Source organism: uncultured Pontibacter sp., from assembly GCF_947495565.1.
In the GTDB taxonomy this organism is placed as follows: Bacteria; Bacteroidota; Bacteroidia; order Cytophagales; family Hymenobacteraceae; genus Pontibacter.
This window is the reverse complement of record NZ_CANLZM010000011.1, coordinates 170,439-195,817: the sequence shown is the minus strand read 5'-3', so window position 1 is coordinate 195,817 and position 25,379 is coordinate 170,439. Positions and strand designations below refer to the sequence as shown.

Here is a 25,379-nt window from a genome sequence, read left to right as displayed (position 1 = left end):
GCCCCGTCCCTGCTGAACCGGGATGCAAAAGTAGGCAAAAATCCCGCCCCCGCAACACCACCACCCAAAAAAACTTATCCGGAGCAGGTAAGCACCTGAAAGACAACGAGAAAAAGTTTCGGGTGCCCGCCGCGGGCGCCTGCTGATCAGCTGCCTGTCATCAGATGGCGCTTTTCAGCGGGCAAAAAAGAAGCCCGGCATTGCTGCGCGGGCTCCTTTTATACTTATATACCAGTTATACTTTACGCATTCACTGCTTCTCTTTTCAATGTGCTTTTTCTGTCTGGTCCTACCGATACTATAGTTATAGGTACTTGCAGGTGCTTTTCCAGGAAAGTCAGGTAATTTTTAAATGCCTCCGGAAGCTCGTCTATAGATTCAATCTTGTTCAAATCTACTCTCCAACCTGGCAATGTTTCGTAAACTGGCTCCAGCTCTCCTGTCTCTATAGAGTGAGGTACTTTATCGGTTATCTCTCCTGAAGGCAGTTTATAATGTGTACATACCTTTATAGTATCAAACTCCGTCAAAACATCAGCCTTCATCATGTTTAGCTGCGTAACGCCATTTAGCATAATGCTATACTTCAGGCTTGGCAAGTCTACCCAGCCACAGCGACGCGGACGACCTGTGGTAGAACCAAACTCACGACCAGCTTGGCGAATCTCCTCCCCTACTTCATCTAAAAGCTCTGTTGGGAAAGGGCCGCTGCCCACGCGGGTGCAGTATGCTTTGAATATACCGTATACTTCGCCGATGTGCTTAGGAGCTACACCAAGACCTGTACATGCTCCGGCTACAATAGTGCTGGAAGAAGTTACAAACGGATAAGTACCGAAGTCAATATCTAACAAGGCACCTTGGGCACCTTCTGCAAGTATACGTTTGCCGCTTTGCAGCGCTTCGTTGATCATGTACTCCGATTCAACTAGCTGCAGTGTGCGCAGGTAGTCCACGGCATCGAAGAAGTTCTGCTCCTGCTCACCAAGATCCAGCTCCTGACCATAGAACTCTACTGTTTTGCGGTGGCGCTCTACCAGTTTATTGTAGCGATCCTGGAAATCATCTGCCAGAATATCTCCTACTCTTAAGCCTACACGGCCTATTTTATCTTGATAAGTTGGGCCTATGCCTTTTAGAGTAGACCCGATTTTACCACTGCCTAATGCCTCTTCGGAAACACGGTCCAGCACTTTGTGCGATGGAAGTATAAGCGAAGCCTTTTTAGAAATGTACAGGTTTATAGAGGCGTCTACGCCACGGTCCTGCAGTTTCTGCATTTCAGTGCGGAAAACAATTGGGTCTAGCACCACGCCATTGCCAATAATGTTTTTGATTTCCGGATGAAAAATGCCGGATGGGATCTGATGCAGCACGTGCTTAGTGCCTTCAAACTCTAACGTGTGGCCCGCATTTGGGCCGCCCTGGAAACGGGCTACAATGTCATAGGTCGGAGCAAGTACGTCTACAATCTTACCTTTACCTTCGTCGCCCCACTGCAGACCTATTAAAATGTCAACTGCCATTTAAGTATTTAGTATGTTGATTCCTTTAAGAATTGCGCTGCGAAGTTATCGTTCTCAGCAATTGTAAATATCGCGTTCAGCTTTGTTACTATAAGTAATTTGCGGATATGGTCTGATGGCTTTATCAGCACCAGCTCTCCTCCACGGTTGCGAAACTTTGTAAGCAGCGACACCAGTACTCCCATACCGCTGCTGTCCATGAAGCGCACATTTGACAGATCGACAGCACAGAGCTGCATACTTCCCTCCTGCAGCCCATCCACGCTCTCCATCATCTGTTGCGTGTCTGCGCCTGCTATCAGGTCGCCCTCCAGCCGGATGTAAAGGATGTTATCCTTGAGTTCTGTCTGATACTTCATGTTTTTCTTCCTCTGTCACTTTTCTAGCACGGCAATCACCGCAAACACCATATAGGTTCAGGGAGTGGTGCAAGATATGAAAATTTAACAGTTCGCCCACCATTGTTTGAATCTGATGCACACGCGGGTCGCAAAACTCAACCACTTTATGGCACTCCGTACAGATTACGTGGTCGTGCTGGCGGTAACCGTACGATTTCTCATACTGCGCCAGGTTACGCCCGAACTGGTGCTTGCTTACCAGATCGTTCTCTACCAACAGGTCCAGCGTATTATACACAGTGGCCCGGCTTACGCGATAGTTTTTGTTTTTCATACTGATGTAGAGTGACTCCACATCAAAATGCCCGTCGCTGGAGTAGATCTCTTCCAAGATAGCATAGCGCTCAGGTGTTTTACGCAAGCCTTTGCTTTCTAAGTATGCCGTAAAGATCTTTTTTACTTCTTCAAACTTCCTTTTATCTAATGCCATTGTTTCTTCTAAAGTATAAGTAAGGCTTCCTCTTAATCAAAACGCTCTACGGTAAGTATACCGTTCACTTTGCTCATGCGCTGAATAAGCTTATCGAGGTGGCCTGTGTCATTTACAAATACCATAATATTCCCTTCAAAAATACCGTCGTTGGAGTCTATGGTAATGGAGCGCATGTTTACTTTTAAGCTGGTGGAGATAATTCTTGTCAGGTCGCTCACCAAACCCACACGGTCAGTACCCTTTATCCGGATGCCTACCAAGAAAGCCAACTCCTTCTGCTCCGTCCACTTCGCTTTGATGATGCGGTTGCCGTAGTTAGACATCAGCTCCATAGCCCGCTTGCAGTTGGTGCGGTGTATCTCTATCCCGTCCTCCTCTGTCTGAAAACCGAACACATCATCGCCCGGAATAGGATTACAGCAGTTAGACATGTTGTAGTCCCAGTTAGATGTTGTCTCGCCTATCACCAACATATCCGAGTTCACGCCCCTGATCTTCTGCACTTCTCTATCAAAAGATTTCGGGTCGAGCATGGAGGCGCTCTTATCGGAGGCGGCTGTAAAGATAACTTCTTTAATGTTTTTGATGTCGATGTGGCCGGTGGCTACTCTATAGTATAGATCTTGTAGCGTGGCAACATTAAAGAAAGCCTGCAGCTTGTTCATGTTCTGCTGCGTATCGGCTACCCCTAAATGCTCCATTCTTGCATCTAGCATAGCCTTGCCTTGCTCCGCCTTGTTTTTGCGCTCCTCGCGGAGAGCATCCTTTATCCGGGTGCGTGCCCTGGAGGTAACTACATACTGCAGCCACTCCTCGTTCGGCTTCTGCTTCTGCGAAGTCAGAATCTCCACCTGGTCTCCGTTCTTTAGTTGATAGCTTAGCGGCACCAGCTTCTGGTTTACCTTGGCACCCAGACAGTGTAAACCGATCTGGGAGTGAATCTCAAATGCAAAATCCAGGGCGGTAGATTTATCCGGAAGTATGATGAGCTCGCCTTTCGGTGTAAACACAAACACCTCCTCCACAAACAGGTTCTTACGGAACTCGTCCATAAACTCAAGCGCGTTGGCGGTGTTGTTCTCCAGCATGTCGCGCACCTTGTTTATCCACTGCTCCAAACCTTCGGCAGAGCCGCCGCCCTCAGTTTTATACTTCCAATGGGCAGCGTATCCGCGCTCGGCAATCTCGTCCATGCGGTTGGTGCGTATCTGCACCTCCACCCACTGCCCAGACTTGCTCATAACCGTCGTATGCAACGACTCATAACCATTGGCCTTTGGCGTGTTCACCCAGTCGCGCAGGCGGTCGGGGTTTGGCTGGTAAAAGTCTGTTATGATAGAGTATACCTGCCAGCAAGCCGCCTTCTCATTCTCCAGCGGCACGTCAAGTATAATTCTGATTGCAAACAGGTCGTAAATCTCATCAAAGGTAATGTTCTGCTTCTTTATCTTTTTCAGGATAGAGTAGATAGATTTCGGCCTGCCTTTTATGTTAAACTTAAAGCCATACTTGTTCAGCTCATCCTCTATCGGATGTATGAAGTCTTTGATAAACTTGTTACGGGCGCTGCGTGTCTGGCGTACTTTTCTAGATAAATCCTTATAAGTGTCGGTGTCGGTATACTTTAAGTACAGATCCTCCAGCTCAGATTTAATAGCATACAAACCAAGCCGGTGCGCCAGCGGAGCGTACAGGTACATAGTTTCGGATGCGATCTTGAGCTGCTTGTGGCGCGGCATACTACCCAGCGTACGCATGTTGTGGAGGCGGTCGGCTAGCTTTATAAGTATAACGCGCACATCGTCGCTCAGCGTGAGCAGCATTTTACGGAAATTCTCGGCCTGCTGCGAGCTGCCGTAGTCGAATACGCCGGATATTTTGGTCAGCCCTTCAATGATACGCGCCACGCTCGGTCCGAACTCGCGCTCAATGTCAGCTACCTCCAGGTCAGTGTCCTCCACCACATCATGCAGCAAAGCGGCTACAATAGAGGTGGTACCCAGCCCGATTTCCTCAACGGCTATTTGGGCTACAGCCAGCGGGTGCAGGATGTAAGGCTCACCAGACTTGCGGCGCATATCTTTGTGCGCCTCAAGCGAGGTGTTAAAAGCCTTCTTAATAATCTTCGCGTCATTATCCTTCAGGAAAGGCTTTGCATACCTAAGTAACCTCCTGTAGTGCCTGAGTATCTCTTTGCGTTCTGCTTCTAAATCAATCATGTTGTGCAACTATGCTATAGTATACAACCTGCTTTGGCGGCGCACACTATAAGTATAAATAAGCTGGCGGCTTTATAAGTTTCAAATATAACTGATTCTAACACGCAACCAATACACCGCTTCTGCTAAAGCGTTTAGGAGGGTGTTGTATATGCAGGTTAAAAAATATTTAAGAAATTTTTGCGTGAGCTATTGCATTTAAAATTTCGTTGCTTACCTTTGCAACACTAAAACGAACAAGCACACTCAAGCGGATGTGGCGAAATTGGTAGACGCACTAGACTTAGGATCTAGCGCTGCGAGGCATGGGGGTTCGAGTCCCTCCATCCGCACAAACAACACGAACCCTCAACAAAATTTGTTGGGGGTTTGTTTTTACTAGCTATTTCTAAAATCTTAAATTTTTATAAGCCTTGAATATTACATTAAACCAAACCGACAGCACCAATGCGCAACTGAAGGTGGTACTGGAAGAGGCGGACTACGCACCGAAAGTAGACCAGCAGGTAAAAGAATACAGCAAAAAAGCTCAGATAAAAGGCTTCAGACCTGGTAAAGTACCTGCAGGGCTTGTAAAGAAAATGTATGGCAAGAGCATTCTGGTGGAGCAGATCAACAAAACGCTTCAGGAGGAGATCTCTAAATATATCCGTGAAAACGATGTGAAGCTTCTAGGTGAGCCGCTTCCGGAGACAGAGCAGCCAGAAATTGATTGGGATAACCAGAAAACTTTTGAATTTACTTACCAAGTAGGCCTGTTGCCAGACTTCAACCTTCCGCTGGATAAAAGCGTAGAGGGCTACAAAGTTGAGTTAGACCAGAAAACAATCGACGAAGCTTACGAGAACCTGAAGCGTCAGTTCGGCAAAACCGTTAACCCGGAAACAGCTGAGCAAGGCGACTTTATTTCTGGCGAGCTGAAGCAGGTAGACGGCGAGTTCCAGTCTAAAACGCTTATCCCGACTAGCCGTGTGGTAGAAGGTCAGGATAAATTTGTAGGCGTAAAAACAGATGACGTTGTTCGCTTCGACATTCGTAAGACTTTCGGCGATGACAACGCTGCCCTGGCGCACGTTACAGGCCTAAGTAAAGAAGCTGTGGCTGACCTGAACGGTGAATTTGAGTTTATCGTGGAGAAGATCAACCGCACAGAGTCTGCTGAGTTGAACCAAGAACTTTTCGACAAGCTTTTCGGTAAAGACGAAGTAACAACTGAAGAAGAGTTTGACGCTAAGATCCGTGAGACGATCTTGGAGAACTATGAGCGCGAGTCTGACAACCTGCTATACCGCAACATCATCGACACACTTGTTGACAACGTGGAAGTAGAACTGCCTGAGGCGTTCTTTAAGCGTTGGATCCAGGTTACAAACGAAGGCAAGCTAACTACTGAGCAAATCGAAGAGAACTTTGATAAGTATGTACGCGAGCTGAAGTGGTCAATGATCAAGAACAAGGTAGTTGAGGAAAACGAGCTGAAAGTATCGAACGAGGAAGTGGTTGACGCTACCAAGGAGAAGATGCTGGCGCAGTTCAACATGCCGGAAGTACCTGAAGAGCTGATGGAAAGCATGAACAGCTACGCCCAGCAGTATCTGCAGCAGGACAACGGCCGTAATTATATTAACGAGTACGAGCAACTGCTGGCTGAGAAGGTGCTCGCTAAACTAAAAGAGAAGATGACTGTTGTTGAGAAGACTATCTCATCAGAGGACTTCAGAAATATGTCGCTGTAACCTTAGCGCACATACATAACTTTATAAAAAAGTCCTTCAATTTTAGAAGGACTTTTTTATTTTTGAGAAAACCGTAAACCTAAACAAGATGATGTTTAACAAAGACGAGTTCCGCAAATTTGCTGTAAAAGGCCAAGGCATGAGCGGCCTGGGCGTAGACCAATATATTAACCACGTAGAAGGCAGAGCCATGCATACTATCGAAAGTATGACTCGCTCGGTAATCGAGGAACGCCCTACTAACTTTCGTGAGATTGACGTATTCTCCCGTTTGATCATGGACCGTATTATTTTCCTGGGCACACAGGTAGATGATTTTATCGCTAACATCATCACAGCTCAGCTCCTGTTCCTGGAGTCAGCAGATTCTAAAAAGGATATCCTGCTTTACATTAACAGCCCGGGTGGCTCTGTGTATGCAGGCCTAGGTATTTATGACACGATGCAGTATGTAAGCCCGGACGTGGCAACAATCTGTACTGGTCTGGCGGCCTCTATGGGTGCCGTGCTGCTGGCCGGCGGTGCGAAAAACAAACGCTCTGCCCTGCCACACTCCCGCATCATGATTCACCAGCCAATGGGCGGTGCGCAAGGTCAGGCATCTGATATCGAAATCACGGCCCGCGAGATCCTGAAGCTGAAGAAAGAGCTTTATGAGATTTTGGCTGATCATTCAGGTAAATCATATCAGGAAGTTTATGACAACTCTGACCGTGACTATTGGATGCGTGCCGAAGAAGCCAAAGAATACGGCCTGATAGACGAAGTGCTTGTCCGCAAAACTACATAAGTATAAAGTATAACTTATATAATATAAAAACCCGTAACATAACTGTTGCGGGTTTTTGTTTTGTGTTTTTTGCACTAATAAAAGACTCCTTAAGTATAAAGGGTAGCTTGAAAGAGCAACTTTATCAAAAAAGTTTTCCACACCCTACTGTGTACATCAAGGCATCCCACATGATTAACTATCAGATACTTATCTAAAAATAGTAAAATACTTATCTTAGAATTTATGTCCATGTTTGAACCATGTTTTAGCATTTGCATCAAAATTTTTATACTCGTATAAGTATTCATTTTTGTACCTTTGCTTTACGCATTTTAAAAAGGTGCGTAAACTACTCTGGATCAATCGTTTCTTATGGCAGAAATTACGTGCTCATTTTGCGGCAAAAACAAGAAGGATGTATCGGTGATGATCTCCGGTATCAACGCGCACATTTGCGATCGTTGTATCGGGCAGGCACAGCAGATATTGAATGAGGAGAACAAGATACGCGCTAGCAGCCGTACTCCTAAGTTCAACCTGATGAAGCCGAAGGAGATGAAGACTTACCTTGACCAGTTTGTGGTGGGGCAGGACGAAGCGAAGAAGGTTATGTCGGTGGCGGTTTATAACCACTACAAGCGCCTGATGCAGCAGCCTACCGACGATGATGTGGTTATTGAGAAGTCGAACATTATTATGGTTGGCGAAACCGGTACAGGCAAAACGTACCTGGCGCGTATGATGGCCGGCATCCTGCAGGTGCCTTTCTGTATTGCCGATGCTACTGTACTTACCGAAGCCGGTTATGTTGGCGAGGACGTGGAAAGTATACTTACCCGCCTGCTGCAGGCCGCAGATTACAACGTAGAGGCTGCAGAGCGTGGCATTGTATACATCGATGAGATTGACAAGATTGCCCGCAAGAGCGATAACCCGTCTATTACGCGCGACGTGAGCGGCGAAGGTGTGCAGCAGGCCCTTCTGAAACTGCTGGAAGGCACTACGGTAAACGTACCGCCGCAAGGTGGCCGCAAGCACCCGGAGCAAAAAATGATCACGGTAAACACTGAGAATATCCTGTTCATCTGCGGTGGCGCCTTTGTTGGCATTGACAGGCTGATTAAGAACCGCCTGAACACGCGCCCTATAGGTTTTTCTAAGTCTAAGCTGGATGAGGCTGAGGAAAACGAAAACTTCCTAAAATACCTGACTGCCCAGGATCTGAAAAACTTCGGTTTGATACCAGAGCTTATCGGCCGCTTGCCGGTAGTCACGCACCTGAACCCGCTGGATAAGGAGACACTTCGCCTGATTTTGCTGGAGCCAAAGAACTCTATTGTGAAGCAGTACAAGCGTCTGTTCGAGATGGAAAACATCAACCTTTCTTTTGATGAAGGTGCGCTGGAGTATATTGTGGAGAAAGCAGCAGAGTATAAATTAGGAGCACGTGGTTTGCGCTCTATCTGCGAAGGAATCATGACGGATGCCATGTTTGAGCTACCATCTGAGGAGGGAACAAAAGAACTGGTGATCACTGGTGACTATGCCCGCGAAAAATTTGAAAAATCGAGCCTGAAGCAGCTAAAAGTGGCTTAAGGCAAGTATAAACCCATAAAAGCACGAGAGGCTTACCTTTTACAGGTAAGCCTCTCGTGCTTTTATACTATAGTAAGTGTATTATTTAAAACTCCAGGTCAGCGTAGGCATCTTTTTCCACGAATGGGCCAGCAGAAGATTCTCGGATCAACAGCACTGATATCAATAATCCTGTAAGGCCTAAGGCGATAAATATAGATTTCATAGTCTTGTTAGTTATATATAGCATTATAAAGCCTCGCTAGCGTAGCAAGGTCTATGTCTATACGGCAAAGGACTAGCGGCAGGTTATAGGAAGTTTGCTGGTAAATTGGGTTAGACTTTCTCCTCTTTCAGATACTTCACCATCAACTCGCCGGCACGCTCCGCCGTTCTAAAATCGCCAATCTTCTTCCGGACAAGTGTATATCCCTCCTGCTGCTGCTTCATGAAGTGCTGATCAAACAACACTCGCTTCAGCTCCGCTACAATTTGCTTCGCCGTAAAATCATCCTGAATCAGCTCCGTTACCACAGGCTTGTTAGCGATCAGGTTCACCAACGAAATGTACGGCACCTTAATTACCATCTTGCCGATAGTATAAGATATGGAGCTTGTTTTGTAGCACACCACCTGCGGCACGCCAAATAAAGCCGTTTCTAAAGTGGCAGTACCTGATGTAACCAGTGCGGCCTTCGCATGTGAGAGCAGGTCGTAGGTTTGGTCGTAGATGATCTTGATGTTGGAGTCTTTGTTGTACTGCTCGTAATACTCCTTAGAGAAATTGCTCACTCCCGCCACCACAAACTGGTAATCCCGAAAATTTGGCAGTACGCTCAGCATGACGTGCAGCATGTTCTCAATCTCCTGCCGCCGGCTGCCCGGAAGCAGAGCAATGATAGGCTTGTTGTTATAGAGTTTGTTCTTAGCTCTAAAATCTGTGGTCGGCACATGGTCTGTTACAGAATCGTTTACAGGGTTGCCTACATAATCTACTTTGTAGTTAAACCGGCCGTAAAACTCCTCCTCAAAAGGCATGATCACAAACATGCGGTCTACTACTTTTTTTATGCCATGCACGCGCCCCTGGTTCCAAGCCCAGATCTTTGGCGAGATGTAGTAAAACACCTTCATCCCCTGCTTTTTGGCAAACCTGGCAATACGCATATTAAACCCGGCATAATCTACCAGTATCACCACATCTGGCTGGTACTGCTTTATATCCGATTTTGCCTCACTCAGGAAACCGAGAATCTTGCGCAGGCTCTTAAAAACCTCCGCAAAACCCATAAAAGCCATTTCCTGATAATGGCGCACCAAGTCCATACCGGCAGCCTGCATCATGTCTCCGCCCCAGCCCCTGATCTGCGCCTCCGGGTCTTGCTTGCGGAGCTGCTTGATGAGGTTGGATGCGTGCAGGTCGCCGGAGCGCTCCCCGGCTATAATGTAATACTTCATGGGGTAAGTTCTTATGGAGTTGGTAAAATAAGTATAGCGGATGTAAAGTATAAACCGCTCACTAAATTATTCTCCAAAATACTCCACGTAATTTCGTGGGGTTTCGTAAAGCTTCAGGCTGTGCAGCGTGGCAATATTGTTTGAGATTTCTTTTACGCAAGGCTCCAGTATTTTCCAAAACTCCACTACAAGATTCTCTGTGCTGGCCAGCTTATCTTCCATAAAAGCCACATCCAGGTTCAGGTTCTTATGGTCTACTTTATCGATGATGTGGGTGCGGATGAGTGTACTGAGCTTTTTCAGGTCAATGACAAAGCCTGTATCCGGATCGGGTTTGCCCTTTACCGTTACAATCAGCTCGTAGTTGTGCCCATGCCAGTTTGTGTTGGCGCATGGCCCGAAAACCTCCTTATTCTTAGCCAACGACCAGTTCGGGTTGAAAAGCTTGTGAGCTGCATTGAAGTGCTCTAACCTGCTAACGTAAATCATTTATCCTCTAAAATTGTAATTCTTTTTGAACAGCAAATATACAAAGAAAGGAACACCAAAGAACGAAGTAATAATTCCGATTGGCAGTCCGGCGGGAGGGTATATTATCCTGGAGAGCAGATCGCAGACAAGCATGAACAAACCGCCGATGAAAGCGCACAGCAGCAGGTTGCCTTTACCCGTTGCGCCCAGCAGTCCGCGGGTGACGTGGGGTATAATCAAACCGACGAATCCGATTGGCCCTGATGTCGCAACGGCAAAACCTGTAACCACTGATACTGTGGCTAGTATAACCCAACGCGTTTGCGCCACCTGTATACCCAGCGCCTGCGCCCGCTCCTCCCCCAGTAAAAGTATGTTGAGTTGTTTCTGATAGAAAATAAAAAGCAGCAGAGCCGCCAGCAAGGCCGCCGCCGGGTAGGGCACCATCTCCCAACTGGCCCGCTCAAAACTCCCCATTGACCAAAACACCACAGACCTGAGCTTTCCTTCGGAATCAGACAGAAACGTGAGCAGGCCAACGATGGAGGTAACTAAAGAACTAAGGGCAATACCTGCCAGCAAAAGTTGCGCTGGGATAATCTGCCGCTTCCGGTAGCCCAATATCACCACCACCAGCGTTACCAAAAAGGCTCCGGCCAGCGCAAACACGGGCGGCAAGTATAAACCGGCCACCGTCATGGGCACAAAACCAAAGAAAACGATCACCGCGCCTAACGATGCGCCCGAGGCCGTTCCCAGTAAGTATGGATCGGCCAGCCCGTTGTTTACCATCGCCTGCATTAAGTAACCGCAAAAGGCCAGCGAGGCTCCCACAGTCAGTGCCAGCAGCAGGCGCGGCAACCGCAGATGAAGTATCGCAAAATGCGTGGTATCGGCTGGGTTGTAGTTGCTGAATACCTGCAGAATAGTAGCCGCATCTGTATCAAAAGAGCCGACCTGCAGCCCCAGCAGCATCACCACCAGAATCAGCAACAGGGCAAGTATAAAGTATGAACCGCGCCGCATCATGGATAAATAAAGCCCTCCAGCTCCCGCAGCGACTCCACCACTCGTGGGCCCGGCCGCGACATCAGGTTATCTGTTGGTTTGTATATCCGATTGTTTTGGTAAGCTTTGATTTTGCGCAGTTCAGAATAAAGTTTAAAGAAGCTCTCTTCCAATTCTTCTTTAGTGCCGCCAATCAGCACGTCGGGGTTCAGCTTCAGAATGTATTCGCGCGTCAGTGCCGGGTAAGGCTGCTCAAATACTTCCTGCACCGCGTTCTCGGCGCCAAGTATGCGCAGCTTATCGGTAAAAATAGTGTTCTGCCCGTACACATAAATCGGATCATGCCAGGTAATAGCCAAGACCTGCTGCGGATTTTCTGATTTCTGATGCTGCTGCTTTAGCTGCGCCACCTCCTGCCGCAGCGAATCCGTCAGCTGCTTTGCCTCCTGCTCCCGGTCCATAATGCGCCCGATATCTTCCAGACCCGTAAAAATATCTTCCACTGATCTATACTTCTGATAATACACCGGCACGCCCAGTTCCTTCAGTCGCTCGGCCACCTCCAGCGGCGTAATTCCTTCCACAGTAAAAATCAAATCCGGCTTCAGGGCCAGCACCTGCTCATAATCCACCGGGTAGTTATTGACTATGGGCTTCTGCTGCACGGCAGCCGGGAAATCGTCGTGAGGGGTTCGGGCGATGATGGAGCTCGTGTCGAGTACGCCAAATAGCATTTCCGTCATGGAGGAGGCAAAGGAGAACACGCGCTCCGGTTTTTTTGGCAGTGTCAGTTCACGACCTAGATCGTCTTGTAGCACCAACGTTTGCTGCGCCTGCTTCTCTGGCTGGCTGCACGAAAACACCAGCAGGCAAAGTACAGTATGAAGTATGAATCTGGCTTGTCTCAAAGTATAGATGCCTTACACAAAGCAGGCGGCTCGGTTTATTTTCGTAAATTTAACGCAATTTTAGATACAGGCTTAACAAAGAAGTATGATAGTAGTAACAGGTGCCGCAGGCTTTATTGCCAGTTGCCTCGTAAGCAGGCTGAACCAGGACAATTTCAACGATATAGTGGTGGTAGATAATTTTTCTGTCGCCAAAAAAGAAGATAACCTGAAAGGTAAAGTAATAAAAGAGTACGTAGACCGCGAGAACTTTTTCGACTGGCTGAACGATCACTACGAAGAAGTAGAGTTTGTCTTCCACCTGGGTGCCCGCACCGATACCACTGAGTTTAACAAGGATGTGTTCGACCTCCTGAACCTGAACTACTCTAAACAGATGTGGAACGCCTGCGCCGAATATCAGATTCCGCTGGTTTATGCTTCTTCTGCGGCCACCTACGGCTCCGGTACCCTCGGCTATGATGATAATGAGGAGACTATTCCGCTGCTGAAGCCCCTTAACCCTTACGGCGAGTCTAAAAACGATTTCGATATCTGGGCGCTGCAGCAAACAGCTAAGCCATTCTTCTGGGCCGGCCTGAAGTTCTTTAACGTGTACGGGCCAAACGAGTACCACAAAGGCAAAATGGCTTCGGTTATTTTCCATGCTTATAACCAGGTAAAGGAAAAAGGCAGCATGAAGCTGTTCCGCTCGCACAACCCGGAGTACGCCGACGGTGAGCAGATGCGCGATTTTGTGTATGTAAAGGATGTAATAGAGGTGTGTATGTTCCTGATGCATCACCGCAAAAACTCGGGTATCTACAACCTCGGCTCTGGAGAGGCTCGCACTTTTATGGCACTGACGCTCAACACCTTCGATGCCATGGGTGTGGAAGCGAACATCGACTTTATGGATACGCCGGAGAACCTGCGCGACAACTACCAATACTTTACCGAGGCCAACATGAGCAAGTTGCGCTCCATTGGTTACGACAGGCCATTTTATACTTTAGAAGAAGGCGTAAAAGATTACGTACAGAACTACCTGATGCAGGGGAGCTATTACTAACATACTACCTAAAGATCGGTTCTGGCTACGGAACTAGATAAAGAGCAAGTATAGCTAGGTGCTATACTTGCTCTTTTCGTTAGATGCTGTATCTTAAGGTTTTCATACTTAAAATATAAAAGAGATGGATCAGGCAGAAAAAACCATGATTGATAACCTGCACAAGAATACAGGCAAAACGCTGGAGCAATGGGTAGAACTGGTGCGCAGTAAAAGCTTTGCCAAGCATGGCGAGATTATTAAGTTTCTGAAAGAAGAGCACGGCTTTACCCATGGCTTTGCAAACTTGGTGGCGCACAAATCAAAAGGCTCGGATGCCGGGTCTGCAGAGAACAAGGATGACCTGATCGCAAAACAGTACAAGGGCAAGGAGCATTTTAAACCTTTGTATGAAACACTGCTATCAGAGATTCAGAAGTTTGGAGAGGATGTGGAACTTGCCCCTAAAAACGCTTACGTGAGCTTGCGCCGCAAAAAGCAGTTTGCCATACTTCAGGCTGCCACCAAAACCCGCTTTGAAGTCGGCCTCAACCTCAAAAACCAAGGAGCACAAGGTATTCTGGAATCTATAGACAAAGCAAACGCCATGTGCTCACACAAAATCATACTTACCTCAGAAGATCAAATCACCCCGGAAGTTATCAACTGGTTAAAAACTGCTTACCAAAACGCCGGCTAATTTATACTTATGAAAAAGTTTTTCGCCCTTACCATACTTTGTTTGGGTTGCTTTGCTGCCCATGCCCAGGCGCAAACACAGAACCTGAGCTACAGCAAAGCCCTCGCCGACTCGCTCGGTGCCGATGACTACGGCATGAAGCAGTATGTGCTGGTTATACTTAAAACCGGCTCCAACACCACCACCGACAAAAATAAGCTGAACGAGTACTTCCGGGGCCACATGGAGAACATTAACAGGCTGGCAAACGAGGGGAAATTAATTGTAGCTGGCCCGCTTGGCAAAAACGACAAAGCTTACCGAGGCATTTTTATACTTGATGCCAAGACAGTAGAGGAAGCTCAGGAAATGGTAGGGACCGACCCGGCTGTTAAGGCTAAGATTTTTGATGTAGAGCTTTACCCATGGTATGGTTCCGCTGCGCTGCCTTTATACTTAGAAACGCATCGTAAAATTGAGAAGATAAAGCCTTAAAACAACACCGATACCTGCGTACGTCCGGTATGCACTGCCCCCACTCCATTAGCTTTGCGGCCGTCATAGTTCAGGGATATATTGAGGCCGTTACTCAGGCGCTGCTGCATCACTAAAGACCAGGTCATGTTGTTGCCGGGGCGAAGGGCGTTCAGAATTTCGTAGCCAACATAAGAAGTCTCAAGCCCATCAAAATCAATGTTCACGTATTTAATATTGCCTGTGATGGTTCGTTTGCCCACCTGGCTCAGCTTTGTTTCCAGCCCCAGCTCATGAAAAGTGCCCTCCTGCTCTACTTCGGAAATCTCCAGCACATCCTGTTTCAGCGACAGCTGGTACTTACCCGTAAAGCGCAGCTTCGTATTTGGCTGGTAAGCCAGCTCCGGCGACAGCTCCCGCGCCTGAATTTTAAAGTTTTTTGAGCTCAGAAAGTTTGACTGATTCTCCCGCACATTATAACCCAAGGTCATCTGCGAGCTCAGCACCTCGTTCAGGTTCAGCCGACCTATCAGCACATGGCTAAGCACGTTGCGTGTTTCGGTGCCGTTTGTTAGCAGCTGCTTCTGCTCGTTTTGCTGCACGGTGTACTCCATGCCATACTTTGGGCTACTGCGGTTAAAGTATACCGTATGGCGAAGCTGCTTCACCAACGAAATCAGAAAAGCATCCTCCACGTCTTCGCTAAAAGGGTTAAAGCGCTGACTCAGGTTACTGTCGGTTGTTTTTTTGTTGATGCTCACAAAACTGAGCATCGAGAAGTTGGAAAGCTTGGCTTTTATACCCGGTTCGCTGCGCCAGCTGCGTGGAGTTGCTGTAGTAAGGCGGTAGGTAAAAGTGTTTGTATAGGCATTTACGTACTCATCAGTGGGCAGATATATCTTGATATAGCGCCGCTGGTCTACTGTTTGTGCCTCCAGGTAGTCGTTCAGGTTATTGGGGTCACCGCCCTCGCGCAGGTAGTGCGTTCCCTGCCCCGGCAGTGTCTCCTGAAAAACATAGATGCGCTTCAGCTCCCGCCCGGTGCCGGTAGCATAACTCAGCTCCGAACGGAAAGCGCCGTCTGCAAATGTGCCGTTATAGTCTACACGCGATTGTATCGTTTCCTCATCTTTATTATTTCTGACATCCAGCTTACGGTAAGTGGCCTGCACCGCCAGCGTTTGCTCCTGGTTCAGCCGCGTTTGTACGATGGCGTTATATGTCTGCCCCACTTCCAGGTTGCCCATTGTTCCGTAGCCTGTCGCAAATCTGTCTCTGCGGTGGCTATAGTCTACCCGGAACTTTGTTTTAGTGGTATCGCCGCTTTCGAGGTAAAACTGGTGCTGTTCAAAATATTGCGCGGAACCAACCACAGAGTCAGTGTTTAGAGCTGTAAGGCGATTTTTATCAAAGCTGTAAGTATAACCCGGAGAAACTTTACCTATAGCATACTCTACATTCATATCGCCCCGGTACCACTGCGACTCCCGCTCCTGCTGTGTGTTGTTAAGTATAAAAAAACGGTTCCGAAACTCCAGCTTGCCAAACCTTTTCATCAAGTCCAGGTGGTGCTGCACACCATCTAACTGCTCCTGCCTGTAGCGGCGACTGATGCGGTAGTTTACAAGATTTGCTGCGTCCTGGGCTGCCCCCACCGAAAAATTAAAAATGTGGTCTTCGGTTTTCTCAGTATTTGTTAAACTCCAGTCACGGTCAAACTCGATGGGGCGGTAGCGGTCTATCGGCTCAAAAAACTCATCTGTATACTCATAGTTCAGGCTGCTGTTTAACTTATACTTCCCCATAAAAGGAATAAGCTTATCCTGCACTACATAGCCTAACCGTAAGCCTTTGCCGTTATCATCTCCTGCATCACGGTCCGAGAAACGGTTTAAGTCATGCTCTGATGCAGCGGCTTCAGCAAAAAAACTAATGCTTTTCTGTAGTTCATAACTGCTGCCAAAGGTTATCAGCTGCTTCTTTCGTGGTGTAGGCAATACGCGCACAGGTGCATAACTCCCCTGTCGCACCCCGTTAACAGGAGCCACCCAACGGTAAGCCCGCCCGTTTACTGCGCCGTTTATAGCCACATAGTCTCCGTTTCCTGAGCCAACATTGGTAAAGCTAACGCTATAATGCGCATCTTCCGGGCTGGTAGAGTATACGTATATGCGGTCCAGGTTTTGGCCGTTGTTGTAAGAAGTATCGATGCGGGCATACAGCACCTGCCCCGGGTCATAAGCTACACTGTCGGCACCAGAGGAAATGGCCTGGTTCAGGCTATCGCCTATACTTGCCAGCAAACGCTTCTGCTCCGAGTTCAGGTTAAGGTTTAGAAGGCTGTTGGGGTTGTCGCTTTCGTTATAGTAGTTTCCGTACACCTTCAGTTTACCAAGGTTCTGGTAATGGTTGAGGTGGTAGATGCCCCGGCTATAGTTTTGGTCCGAGTATTCAAAATCTACTCTTAGCCTCGAGTTTTTAGTGATCACATGCCGGGTGGTAAATGTGATTTCAGCCTGATTGTAGTCAATTACATAGTCATAATCATACCCCCGCTGCAGCAGCACCCCATCCAGGAAAACACGCTCCGAGTTTGCCAGCACAATAATAAACAGCTCATTGTTTGGCCCGCGCAAACGGTACGGCCCCAACACCCCCTCCTGCGGCTGTATGGTTTGGGAGGCAAACTTTCCTTTAGACACCGAAGCTGCTACTGTTGTAACCCCCTGCCGCTCCGCATCCTTACCTGATATATAACTGAAAGCACCACCCTGCACGTTTTTATAAAATTGCATAAAGTACGAAGGCTTGCTTTTGAGAACCACATCGCCGGCAGTTAGCTGCCATCGCTTGTGCTGAAGCGTAATGTATACTTTATCAAACTCCTGTAGCTGCTGTGTATTACCCTCCGGCTGAAAAGGAATGTTTTGGTCTGTAATAGCTGCTGTTATACTTATATCATCCGTTAGTTTGCCGTCCAGCTGCAGGTTTAGAGCTGAGTTAACAAATACATTCTGTGTGTTTCCGAACGAGACGCCTCTCGAAATGCTGCCTGTTTTGTTCAGTCCGGGGGTCCGGAAGATTTCCTCTTTTGTGCTGATATCCTCCTTGTAAAACCTATCCTGATTTGTATTTATATCCAGCCTCGCTACATCTCGCTTAAAAACCGGCTGCGTCAGGTTCAGGGGCATTACCCGAAAGCAAACCAGTACTGAATCCGGCAAAGCCCGCATAGTGCCCAGTGTATCTACCGCTACAGAATCAGGAGACGGAAAGCGTGTAAACTTAAATTCGTTAAAAGTAAAATTGTAATCGTAGCTGAATTGTTCTTTTTTAGGATGCTGCAACGAAATAGAGCTCGGCACAAGCGTGAGAGAGTCGAGCTGCTGCGGAAAACTGTTTACCGGCAACCATTTGCAACGTTTGTTGCTGAGAGGAGTCTGGGCGAGCAGCGGCAGGCACAGCAGCCACAGCAGCAGTACGCCCAGACTTTTACTGCTCATCCGCCAGCGGTAACTGAATAAAAAACGTGGTTCCCTGCCCTTCATCCGTCTTAAACCAGATCTTGCCTCCGGCGTTTTCGATGCCCCGCTTAGCCACGGCAAGCCCGATCCCAGACCCAGTATACTTTGTACTGAAGTTGGGGATAAACACCTTGTCCTGAATATCTTTCGGAATACCGCTGCCATTGTCTCTGATCGAAATCAACACATGCTGATTGCCTTGCAGTTCCAAACATACCTTTATCTGTGGCTTTCGGCTTGTCGGAACCGCCTGAATAGCATTCAGCAGCAAGTTGTTGAAGGTCCGCACCATCAAACTTTCATCCGCTTTCACAACCACCTGCTGCTCTGGTATATCTTTCGTAAGCGTGGCGGTGGCGGGGTCATTGTGGAGGTCGGCAGCTTTATGCAGGGCGGCAGCTACATCCATAGGCTCAGGTTTTGGCTCCGGCATAGCGGTAAAGCTGGAGAACGAAGAGGCAATATCGTTCAGAATGTTAATCTGCGTAATAAGCGTATGTGAAATCTTATCAATCAGTTGCTCGGTGTTCGGCCTTTTCTCTGCGATAGCTTTTTGCAGGTACTGCAGCGAGAGCTTCATAGGGGTAAGCGGGTTTTTTATCTCATGCGCTACTTGCCTGGCCATCTCACGCCAGGCCGCTTCTTTTTCCTGCATGGCTAGCTCCTGCTTGTTTTGCTCCAGCGTAAGCAGCATCCGGTTATACTCATTTACCAGCATGCCAATCTCATCAGCACCTTCGTAGGCCAGCATTGCATTCTTCCCGGTGAGAGAAGTGCGTTTCAGCTTATCGGCGAGCATTCGTAACGGCACTGTTAAGGCACGCGAGGCAAAGAAAGTGAGCACCATAAACGAGATGAACATCACCGTAAAGATATTCATGGTGGTGGTAACCAGTTCGATCAGCTTCAGGTCCAGCTCTTTTTCAGAGTCAAAAAATGGGATACCGATAAAGCCTGCCAGCTCCGCCGGATGGTCCTCGTCGCGGAGAGGCAAGTAGATGGAGTTGAAACTCAGGTTTCCAGCCTGCTCCTGCAGCATCACTCGAAGCGCCTGCCGCTCTGAAATGGCTGCAAATGCCTCCGGATTTACTAGGTAAGAAAGCAGGCCCGTCTCAAAAATCAGAGGCTGACTTGTTACAAACAGCTTCCCGTTACGGTCATAGATATTTACATCCGTCTCAGCGATAGCAGCAATTTCAGCTATGTGTCGCTGCAGCTGTCGTGGCCGTTGAAGCAACCTTTTGCTTAGCTGTTTCGCCAAATGCTCCTGTATGGCTTCGCCCCTTTGCTCATACATCATCAAGAGATCTTTTTTATAAGAGGCGGTTACCAAACCGGCAGTGGCTATACTTACCAGCAGCATTGGCAGCAGTATTCCGAAGTTTAGAAACAGCTGGATCTTTGCGCTGAAATTAGGACTGAAGTCGCGCAGCCTGTGCCTTTGCAAAAGCAGGTAAAATAATCCTATAGTTAGCATGCCGGAAATAAAAGCCAGAAACAGAAACGAAAAATTGGAAAGCACTTCACGCCCGCCATACTTATCAGTAGTGATGATAAGCGTTTGGCCATAGTTATTCAGAACTCCGTAATGATGCGATTCATCCTGCGGTAAGCCCTGCCGGTAAAGCTCAGTTTTGCCTAAAAGGTCCCGGTTAAAGTTTGTGGCATAATCATACTCTCCTTCGCTGTAGCGTAACTTATTATCGCTGTAGATAGCGTAGCTTAGCATATCCTGTCCAAAAGGCTGGTTATACTTCTGATCAACAAGCAGCTCCGGCACAACACTGTTCGGCAGGAGTTTCTTCAGGGTGAGTTGTAGCGCGATAGTACCTTTCTGCACATTGCTGATTGGCACCTGAATGAGTTTAAGATAAGTGCGGGCGTTATACCTGGCCGGGTCTTTTAACAGAAAAAGCTCCTCATGCTCCGTGCGCGTCTGCGGCTGGTCATATAACCTTCTTAGCTCCTGAAGTGTGACGACAGTTGTATCCGCGCTTTCGAGTGTCCTGCCCTGCCCGTCAAACAGCATGACGTTTATTTCATACTTGTCAAAATAATCGCTGAGGTACTGCCGCGTAATTTTGCGCTTGATAAAGGAGGCATCCACGTATGGCCCCATCATCTTCATCTGGATAAGTTCATCTTCTGCAATCTGCCCGGCAACTTGGTTCAGCTGATACTCCCCAAGTATATCGTTATCCTGTAAAATGTTGAATGCAAGATTTTGCTTATAAGTTTTGAGATCGTTGTGGTAGTGTGAGAATTGCGCTATAGCTCCTGTTAACGCACTTACTATTATCACCAGGAAGAACAGCAAATAAGTACGATATGCCACACTTACAGCGTATTGGTGCTGTGCAGCAAGTATGATAATTGCCCAGAAAATAAGCCCCAGCAGCACAACAACAAAGAGTTCCGCCACAAAAAGACCAGTAAACACAAAAAGTACAACCGCTACAACCAGCAGCATTTTGTAAGGCCAGTATGTCGTTTCTCTGGGTACCAAAAGAGACACAACTGTAGCCAGCATATAAGTAAACATGCATAGGGCCACTGTGTGCACCAGCATTATACCATAAAGCACAACCTTATACTTCGAGAAGCTTAATGACTGCGTTATATCCAGCAGCAGCGGCGAATTATGGAATATGCTGTAGTAAAACCTGAACAGCAGCAGCAACAGGAAGAAAAAGATAAATATGCTGAGTATAAGCAAAGAGCGTGATTTACTCTCCGGCAAAGCTAATAACTTAGCCGCCACACGGTTTTTCCGGAACAAGTATATACTTGCACCCGCTACTGTTGCCAACAGAATTACGTTCAGCAAGAGGTCGCCGACAGACGGAGACCAAAATGATGCGGCGTACAGCTTAGGATCGAACAGTTCAGCTTCGGTAAGGGAAAAGGGCAAATTCAGGAGCAGAAGCGCTACACGCATACCACCTAGTAGAACTAGGAGCAGCAGAACACCCCGGCTGTATTCGCGGCGGCCGAAGAAGTATCTGCTAATGGCAACAGCAAAAAAGATAAACAGCAACAACCCCAAAACAAACAAACCTAATTGTAGCCTTACATAATCGGCTGTTTTATGGGCTTCCTCAAATTTTAGCGCAAACAGAAACTGCCCCTCCGGAGAATACACCTTCGGCAAAGCCACATCTGAATTTAAAATTAGCTGGAGATTGTCTTGTTTAAAAACTTCCTCTTCAAGTTTCGGAGTGAGGTAGGCATTGTTAATTCTGTAGTCAACCTGAAGCGGTACATATACATCAACAGTATACCTCCTGACATGCTGCCGCACAAGTATAAAACGGCCATACTCATTTTCAATAGCAATGGTTCCGCTTAAGCTTTCCGGGATGTCTGGTTGAGGCGCAATAGTATGATTAGACCAAAAAACAAGCTTCCCGGCTCTATAGATAAACATGGGATATTCCCCATCTTTAAGCAGCTTTGAGAAAGATATAGTGTTATCGTTTAAAACAGGAGCAATGGACTCTGCCTGTAGTTTCGCTTTACCAATACAGCCATGTACACGCTCAGAAATAGTTTCGACGTCTTTGCTGTGGTCTAGTGTTGCACCATGTGAGGACAGTACATTAAAATACAGCCCTGCCATCACTACAAAACAAAGTAGGGAAGCGAATAATAGAATAAATGGGGTAAACCTCTGATTCAAAGCAAAACATTTTATCTACGAATGTAAGCAAAACGTAGCATAAGCACTAGAGTCTCAAGAACCGTGCTGCAATCGGGTACATTTCCTGCCACTCCAAATGGAAGTTATACTTATGTTTGTGTAAGCCTAAATGTGAAGGCCTTAATACCATTCAAAAATATAAGTAAAAGCAAAAGCCTTTACAGAGCATGATTTAACTCTGTAAAGGCTTTCTTATGAATCTAGTATATCTTTTTATGCTTTGCTGGCGTTCTTGCGGCTATTTTTGTACCACAAAAAACCCACAGTGCCAATCAGCACATAAGGAACGATCATCAGGTAAAGTATACCTGTATTCAAGCCGCTGCCTACATCATTTTCTGGCTCCTTACTTCCGGTACCAACATTAGACTCTACAGTAGCTCGGCACATAGCACACTGACTAAATGCATCTGAAGTAGCGAACATTAGTATAAACGCTAAAGCCACTGCCGATAATATTTTATTAAACTTCTGTCTCATCACTTTAATGTTTATAGTAATAAGCCTTTTAAACGTAATAAGGCGAAATCATCAAGTAAACTAAAACACCTGTAACCGCTACGTAAAGCCAAATAGGGAAAGTCCAGTTAGATATACGGCGGTGGCGTTTCAGTTGATTAGTAATACCAAAATATACAGATAAAAGCACCAAAGGCACAATAACTACAGCTAATACTATATGAGTCAATAGTATAAAGTAATAGATGTACATCAAAATCCCTTCTCCTCCGTAACTCGTTCTCTGCCCTAAAAAGTGGTACGTAACATAAGAAACAAGAAATATGGAGGAGAGCCCGAAAGCAACTAACATTGCAGCGCGATGGGCTTTAGAATTACCCTGCTTTACAAAGTAAAACCCTATAACCAGAGCAACAGCAGTCATAGAGTTTAGTATGGCATGGAAAGCTGGCAAATAGGATACATCAATACTAGAAGTACCCGACTTTGGCATAAAAAACAGAACAGCCACTACCACTGGTATAGCAACAGACAGAATAGCGATAAGTGTTAAAAACTTACGGTCTTTATCGCTGGTAAGGTTACTTTCTTTTACTGTATTCATCCAGTAAGACGTTTATTTCAAGTATAAGTCTATCAACATCCTCCGTGTTTGTCCCATCATAGACTCCACGAATATGTTTTTGTTTATCGACTAACAATAATCGTTGCGAAGTAATTGAGTCGCTGGGTATTTTAGTTGCATTTTGTATAGCAGCTTCATCTCCTGATAAAAGATACCAGCTCTTGTCTTTCACACTAAACTTTTGAGATAAGCCATCAAGCACTTGTAGCGTATCCGGGGTAGCGTTGACTGCTATAGAAACAATTTTCAACTCAGGATTGTTCGCAAACACCTCCTGCACCCGTACCAATTGAGAAAAAACTTTTTGGCAGGAATCTGCGCAAGGTAGGGAAAAGTAACTGGCAACATATAGGTTGCTATCTAAATCAGTCTGTGTTATACTTTCGCCTACAGAAGACTTCAGCTCAAAGTATGGCATTTGCTGAAAAACCGTATCACCCGCTGCATTATAAACTACGCCACCCGCATCATCTAATTTAGGGTAATAAGTTTTTAGCGAAAAATGATGCGTACCGAAGATACTGATAAAGATAAAAATAAGAATAGGCACTAATAATAGGATACCTAGTATTAGTGCCTTTAATGGTTTCATCAAGAAAATATACTTAATTAAAGTAATTCGTGATAGACTCGTAATAGTAGCTACCCTCTGCCAACAAGGCTACCATTAGCCATATAACTAATGCAAGTGGAATAATGATAGACCAGATAAGTGACTTGGCTTCATGCTTTAGGTGCATGAATTCAGCTACTATATAGAAAGCCTTGAACAGCGTCAGGATAATAAAAATCGCGTTACGAGCAGTTCCGGCATCCATAGTGAATGCAAAAAGAAACTCCACAGCTGTTAGTCCTACCAGAATACCAAATGTTTTCCAGATCGCTTTTGTCTGCGGCTTTGGAATATCGCCTGCTTTATGAAAATCGTTTTCTGTATGATGATGTGCCATAATCAAATTATATTTTTTAAGTGGCGCACTTCAAGCTTTACATGCAGTGCTACTACTCTATTGCTGTATATTAGATCAGATAGAAGAATGTGAAAACGAATACCCACACAAGGTCTACAAAGTGCCAGTACAGACCAACCTTCTCAACCATTTCATAATGACCTCGCTTCTGGTAAACTCCGTTCACAGTGTTGATAAAGATGATAAGCAAAAGTATCCATCCTGTGAAAACGTGTGTCCCGTGGAAACCGGTGATGAAGAAGAAAAGGTCAGCAAACAATGGAGGGCCATACTGATTTACAGTTAAATTGGCGCCGAAAATACGTGTACCATCTGCCAGTAACATTCCTTCTTCAGTACCTGATATAAAGTGACTCCACTCCCAAGCCTGGCATCCAAGGAACGTGGCGCCAAATAAGATTGTCCAAAGCAACCACTTCTGCACGTCGTTCTTATCCATGCGGTGACCAGCTTCTACAGCTAACACCATCGTAACAGAGCTAAGAATGAGAATCATCGTCATCAAAGCCACAAACGCAAGCGGAAGATCTACCCCGTGAAACCCAGGGAAGGCATTAAATACCTTTTCTGGTATTGGCCACCACTCAGTTGAGAATGTAAATGCCTCAGGCTCGCCTGTGTAAGGCAGATGTGAGTGGCGGGCTAGGCCATAAACGATTAGAAAGGCACCAAAAGTAAACGCATCAGAGAGCAGGAAAAACCACATCATGAGTTTACCGTAGCTCGCTTTCATTGGCTCGTTACCACCGTCCCATGTACCTGTATTAGGTGCTTCCAGCGTAGTTGAAGTAGACATAGTTTATATAATGAAAAACGTGTTTAGTGATTTATTCTTAAGAATATGTACAAATATAGCCAAAGTCCGCCTAAAAAATGCCAGTAAACCGTGCACAATTGTATACGCAGCATATTTTTAGAATGTATCTTAAACTTTAGACTACTCATGAAAACAATCAGCACAAAGATTAACCCTGTTACAAGGTGAAATCCATGGACTCCTGTCAGAACATACAGAAATGAGCCGGAAGGGTTACTGCCAGTGCCTCCGAAATAGATATTATTCTGCACTAAATCAGCCCAACCATACCACTGCCCTACCAGAAAAGCAGTGCCCAGACCTAAAGTTATAAGAAGCATTAGCTTTAACTTACCCATGTTGTTATGCTTTGCTGCATTATGAGCCAATTGCATAGAAACAGAGCTTAATACAATGATGAAGGTATTTATCAGCAGAATGTTAGGTAAATTAAATTCTAACCAGTTCCCTTCTTCTCTTCTTACAATGTAAGCGCTTGTAAAAGCTGCAAACATCATAATAATACTTATAATAATCAACCACAGCGAAAATTTTAATGGGTGAACCCCAGTACGGCTGTTTTGATCTTCTATTGGAAAATTAGCCATGGCTAT

At 46.4% G+C, this 25,379-nt stretch carries 22 protein-coding genes and 1 tRNA gene; 7 read left to right on the top strand and 16 right to left on the bottom strand.

What is annotated here, in order from left to right; all coding sequences use genetic code 11:
* Nucleotides 1-242 precede the first annotated feature (242 nt).
* From Q1B04_RS14775 to Q1B04_RS14760, 4 genes are read right to left on the bottom strand one after another with little or no spacing between them, the layout of a single operon-like run.
* The gene (locus Q1B04_RS14775) at nt 243-1,526 is read right to left on the bottom strand and encodes an adenylosuccinate synthase (protein ID WP_299760091.1); all 1,284 of its coding nucleotides are present in this window, start codon (nt 1,524-1,526) and stop codon (nt 243-245) included.
* Between the two features lie 8 nt (nt 1,527-1,534).
* Nucleotides 1,535-1,885 (bottom strand): STAS domain-containing protein, encoded by a 351-nt coding sequence (locus tag Q1B04_RS14770; RefSeq protein WP_299760089.1) that lies wholly within the window; start codon nt 1,883-1,885, stop codon nt 1,535-1,537.
* Nucleotides 1,857-2,357, bottom strand: coding sequence for a transcriptional repressor (locus tag Q1B04_RS14765; RefSeq protein ID WP_299760087.1), 501 nt, complete (start codon nt 2,355-2,357; stop codon nt 1,857-1,859). The genes Q1B04_RS14770 and Q1B04_RS14765 overlap by 29 nt, the downstream gene beginning before the upstream one ends.
* A gap of 32 nt (nt 2,358-2,389) precedes the next feature.
* On the bottom strand, nt 2,390-4,579 hold the full coding sequence (locus tag Q1B04_RS14760) for a bifunctional (p)ppGpp synthetase/guanosine-3',5'-bis(diphosphate) 3'-pyrophosphohydrolase (RefSeq protein ID WP_299760085.1): 2,190 nt from the start codon (nt 4,577-4,579) through the stop codon (nt 2,390-2,392).
* Between the two features lie 250 nt (nt 4,580-4,829).
* Between Q1B04_RS14760 and Q1B04_RS14755 the strand changes: the two genes are divergently transcribed.
* From Q1B04_RS14755 to clpX, 4 genes are all read left to right on the top strand, one after another.
* Nucleotides 4,830-4,911: transfer RNA gene (locus tag Q1B04_RS14755), tRNA-Leu, on the top strand.
* An 81-nt stretch (nt 4,912-4,992) separates the two neighbouring features.
* On the top strand, nt 4,993-6,315 hold the full coding sequence (gene tig / locus Q1B04_RS14750; protein WP_299760083.1) for a trigger factor: 1,323 nt from the start codon (nt 4,993-4,995) through the stop codon (nt 6,313-6,315).
* Nucleotides 6,316-6,406: 91 nt separating this feature from the next.
* Complete coding sequence (locus tag Q1B04_RS14745; RefSeq protein WP_299760107.1) at nt 6,407-7,105, top strand: ATP-dependent Clp protease proteolytic subunit; 699 nt, start codon at nt 6,407-6,409, stop codon at nt 7,103-7,105.
* Nucleotides 7,106-7,459: 354 nt separating this feature from the next.
* Nucleotides 7,460-8,683: an ATP-dependent Clp protease ATP-binding subunit ClpX gene (gene clpX / locus Q1B04_RS14740; RefSeq protein ID WP_299760081.1), complete on the top strand. Its 1,224-nt coding sequence runs from the start codon at nt 7,460-7,462 to the stop codon at nt 8,681-8,683.
* Between the two features lie 315 nt (nt 8,684-8,998).
* Here the strand turns inward: clpX and lpxB are convergent, their stop codons facing one another.
* The 4 genes from lpxB to Q1B04_RS14720 form a co-directional block, all read right to left on the bottom strand.
* Nucleotides 8,999-10,120, bottom strand: a complete 1,122-nt coding sequence (gene lpxB / locus Q1B04_RS14735) for a lipid-A-disaccharide synthase (RefSeq protein ID WP_299760079.1) — start codon at nt 10,118-10,120, stop codon at nt 8,999-9,001.
* Nucleotides 10,121-10,186: 66 nt separating this feature from the next.
* Nucleotides 10,187-10,609: a 6-carboxytetrahydropterin synthase gene (locus tag Q1B04_RS14730; protein WP_299760077.1), complete on the bottom strand. Its 423-nt coding sequence runs from the start codon at nt 10,607-10,609 to the stop codon at nt 10,187-10,189.
* Complete coding sequence (locus Q1B04_RS14725; protein WP_299760075.1) at nt 10,610-11,620, bottom strand: iron ABC transporter permease; 1,011 nt, start codon at nt 11,618-11,620, stop codon at nt 10,610-10,612.
* Nucleotides 11,617-12,507, bottom strand: coding sequence for an ABC transporter substrate-binding protein (locus Q1B04_RS14720; protein ID WP_299760073.1), 891 nt, complete (start codon nt 12,505-12,507; stop codon nt 11,617-11,619). Before Q1B04_RS14720 ends, Q1B04_RS14725 begins: the two co-directional genes overlap by 4 nt.
* Before the next feature lie 85 nt (nt 12,508-12,592).
* Between Q1B04_RS14720 and rfaD the strand changes: the two genes are divergently transcribed.
* The 3 genes from rfaD to Q1B04_RS14705 all read left to right on the top strand — a co-directional run bounded on the left by rfaD (nt 12,593) and on the right by Q1B04_RS14705 (nt 14,711).
* A complete protein-coding gene (rfaD, locus tag Q1B04_RS14715; protein ID WP_299760071.1) occupies nt 12,593-13,558 on the top strand; it encodes an ADP-glyceromanno-heptose 6-epimerase in 966 nt (321 codons plus the stop codon).
* Between the two features lie 124 nt (nt 13,559-13,682).
* Nucleotides 13,683-14,237: a DUF4287 domain-containing protein gene (locus Q1B04_RS14710; protein WP_299760069.1), complete on the top strand. Its 555-nt coding sequence runs from the start codon at nt 13,683-13,685 to the stop codon at nt 14,235-14,237.
* Nucleotides 14,238-14,246: 9 nt separating this feature from the next.
* Entirely contained in the window at nt 14,247-14,711 is a 465-nt protein-coding gene (locus Q1B04_RS14705) for a YciI family protein (protein WP_299760066.1), read from the top strand.
* Here the strand turns inward: Q1B04_RS14705 and Q1B04_RS14700 are convergent.
* The 8 genes from Q1B04_RS14700 to Q1B04_RS14665 all read right to left on the bottom strand — a co-directional run bounded on the left by Q1B04_RS14700 (nt 14,708) and on the right by Q1B04_RS14665 (nt 25,373).
* Entirely contained in the window at nt 14,708-18,193 is a 3,486-nt protein-coding gene (locus Q1B04_RS14700) for a hypothetical protein (protein ID WP_299760064.1), read from the bottom strand. The genes Q1B04_RS14705 and Q1B04_RS14700 overlap by 4 nt on opposite strands.
* On the bottom strand, nt 18,183-21,833 hold the full coding sequence (locus Q1B04_RS14695; protein WP_299760062.1) for a HAMP domain-containing sensor histidine kinase: 3,651 nt from the start codon (nt 21,831-21,833) through the stop codon (nt 18,183-18,185). Before Q1B04_RS14695 ends, Q1B04_RS14700 begins: the two co-directional genes overlap by 11 nt.
* Before the next feature lie 294 nt (nt 21,834-22,127).
* A complete protein-coding gene (locus Q1B04_RS14690; protein WP_366524708.1) occupies nt 22,128-22,394 on the bottom strand; it encodes a hypothetical protein in 267 nt (88 codons plus the stop codon).
* A gap of 28 nt (nt 22,395-22,422) precedes the next feature.
* The gene (locus Q1B04_RS14685) at nt 22,423-22,977 is read right to left on the bottom strand and encodes a DUF420 domain-containing protein (protein ID WP_299760060.1); all 555 of its coding nucleotides are present in this window, start codon (nt 22,975-22,977) and stop codon (nt 22,423-22,425) included.
* Nucleotides 22,955-23,590 carry an SCO family protein gene (locus tag Q1B04_RS14680; RefSeq protein ID WP_299760058.1) on the bottom strand — a complete coding sequence of 212 codons (636 nt, stop codon included), beginning with the start codon at nt 23,588-23,590 and terminating at the stop codon, nt 22,955-22,957. Before Q1B04_RS14680 ends, Q1B04_RS14685 begins: the two co-directional genes overlap by 23 nt.
* Before the next feature lie 13 nt (nt 23,591-23,603).
* Nucleotides 23,604-23,948: a cytochrome C oxidase subunit IV family protein gene (locus Q1B04_RS14675; protein WP_299760056.1), complete on the bottom strand. Its 345-nt coding sequence runs from the start codon at nt 23,946-23,948 to the stop codon at nt 23,604-23,606.
* 70 nt (nt 23,949-24,018) lie between these two features.
* On the bottom strand, nt 24,019-24,765 hold the full coding sequence (locus tag Q1B04_RS14670; protein WP_299760054.1) for a cytochrome c oxidase subunit 3: 747 nt from the start codon (nt 24,763-24,765) through the stop codon (nt 24,019-24,021).
* 23 nt (nt 24,766-24,788) lie between these two features.
* Entirely contained in the window at nt 24,789-25,373 is a 585-nt protein-coding gene (locus Q1B04_RS14665; RefSeq protein ID WP_299760052.1) for a cytochrome c oxidase subunit 3, read from the bottom strand.
* Between the last annotated feature and the right edge of the window lie 6 nt (nt 25,374-25,379).

Bases quoted from the DNA above. Each gene is read 5' to 3' on its own strand.
- Q1B04_RS14775 (WP_299760091.1), bottom strand. From the start codon at position 1,526: ATGGCAGTTGACATTTTAATAGGTCTGCAGTGGGGCGACGAAGGTAAA.
- Q1B04_RS14770 (WP_299760089.1), bottom strand. From the start codon at position 1,885: ATGAAGTATCAGACAGAACTCAAGGATAACATCCTTTACATCCGGCTG.
- Q1B04_RS14765 (WP_299760087.1), bottom strand. From the start codon at position 2,357: ATGGCATTAGATAAAAGGAAGTTTGAAGAAGTAAAAAAGATCTTTACG.
- Q1B04_RS14760 (WP_299760085.1), bottom strand. From the start codon at position 4,579: ATGATTGATTTAGAAGCAGAACGCAAAGAGATACTCAGGCACTACAGG.
- Q1B04_RS14745 (WP_299760107.1), top strand. From the start codon at position 6,407: ATGTTTAACAAAGACGAGTTCCGCAAATTTGCTGTAAAAGGCCAAGGC.
- clpX (WP_299760081.1), top strand. From the start codon at position 7,460: ATGGCAGAAATTACGTGCTCATTTTGCGGCAAAAACAAGAAGGATGTA.
- lpxB (WP_299760079.1), bottom strand. From the start codon at position 10,120: ATGAAGTATTACATTATAGCCGGGGAGCGCTCCGGCGACCTGCACGCA.
- Q1B04_RS14730 (WP_299760077.1), bottom strand. From the start codon at position 10,609: ATGATTTACGTTAGCAGGTTAGAGCACTTCAATGCAGCTCACAAGCTT.
- Q1B04_RS14725 (WP_299760075.1), bottom strand. From the start codon at position 11,620: ATGATGCGGCGCGGTTCATACTTTATACTTGCCCTGTTGCTGATTCTG.
- rfaD (WP_299760071.1), top strand. From the start codon at position 12,593: ATGATAGTAGTAACAGGTGCCGCAGGCTTTATTGCCAGTTGCCTCGTA.
- Q1B04_RS14710 (WP_299760069.1), top strand. From the start codon at position 13,683: ATGGATCAGGCAGAAAAAACCATGATTGATAACCTGCACAAGAATACA.
- Q1B04_RS14705 (WP_299760066.1), top strand. From the start codon at position 14,247: ATGAAAAAGTTTTTCGCCCTTACCATACTTTGTTTGGGTTGCTTTGCT.
- Q1B04_RS14700 (WP_299760064.1), bottom strand. From the start codon at position 18,193: ATGAGCAGTAAAAGTCTGGGCGTACTGCTGCTGTGGCTGCTGTGCCTG.
- Q1B04_RS14695 (WP_299760062.1), bottom strand. From the start codon at position 21,833: ATGGCAGGGCTGTATTTTAATGTACTGTCCTCACATGGTGCAACACTA.
- Q1B04_RS14690 (WP_366524708.1), bottom strand. From the start codon at position 22,394: ATGAGACAGAAGTTTAATAAAATATTATCGGCAGTGGCTTTAGCGTTT.
- Q1B04_RS14685 (WP_299760060.1), bottom strand. From the start codon at position 22,977: ATGAATACAGTAAAAGAAAGTAACCTTACCAGCGATAAAGACCGTAAG.
- Q1B04_RS14680 (WP_299760058.1), bottom strand. From the start codon at position 23,590: ATGAAACCATTAAAGGCACTAATACTAGGTATCCTATTATTAGTGCCT.
- Q1B04_RS14675 (WP_299760056.1), bottom strand. From the start codon at position 23,948: ATGGCACATCATCATACAGAAAACGATTTTCATAAAGCAGGCGATATT.
- Q1B04_RS14670 (WP_299760054.1), bottom strand. From the start codon at position 24,765: ATGTCTACTTCAACTACGCTGGAAGCACCTAATACAGGTACATGGGAC.
- Q1B04_RS14665 (WP_299760052.1), bottom strand. From the start codon at position 25,373: ATGGCTAATTTTCCAATAGAAGATCAAAACAGCCGTACTGGGGTTCAC.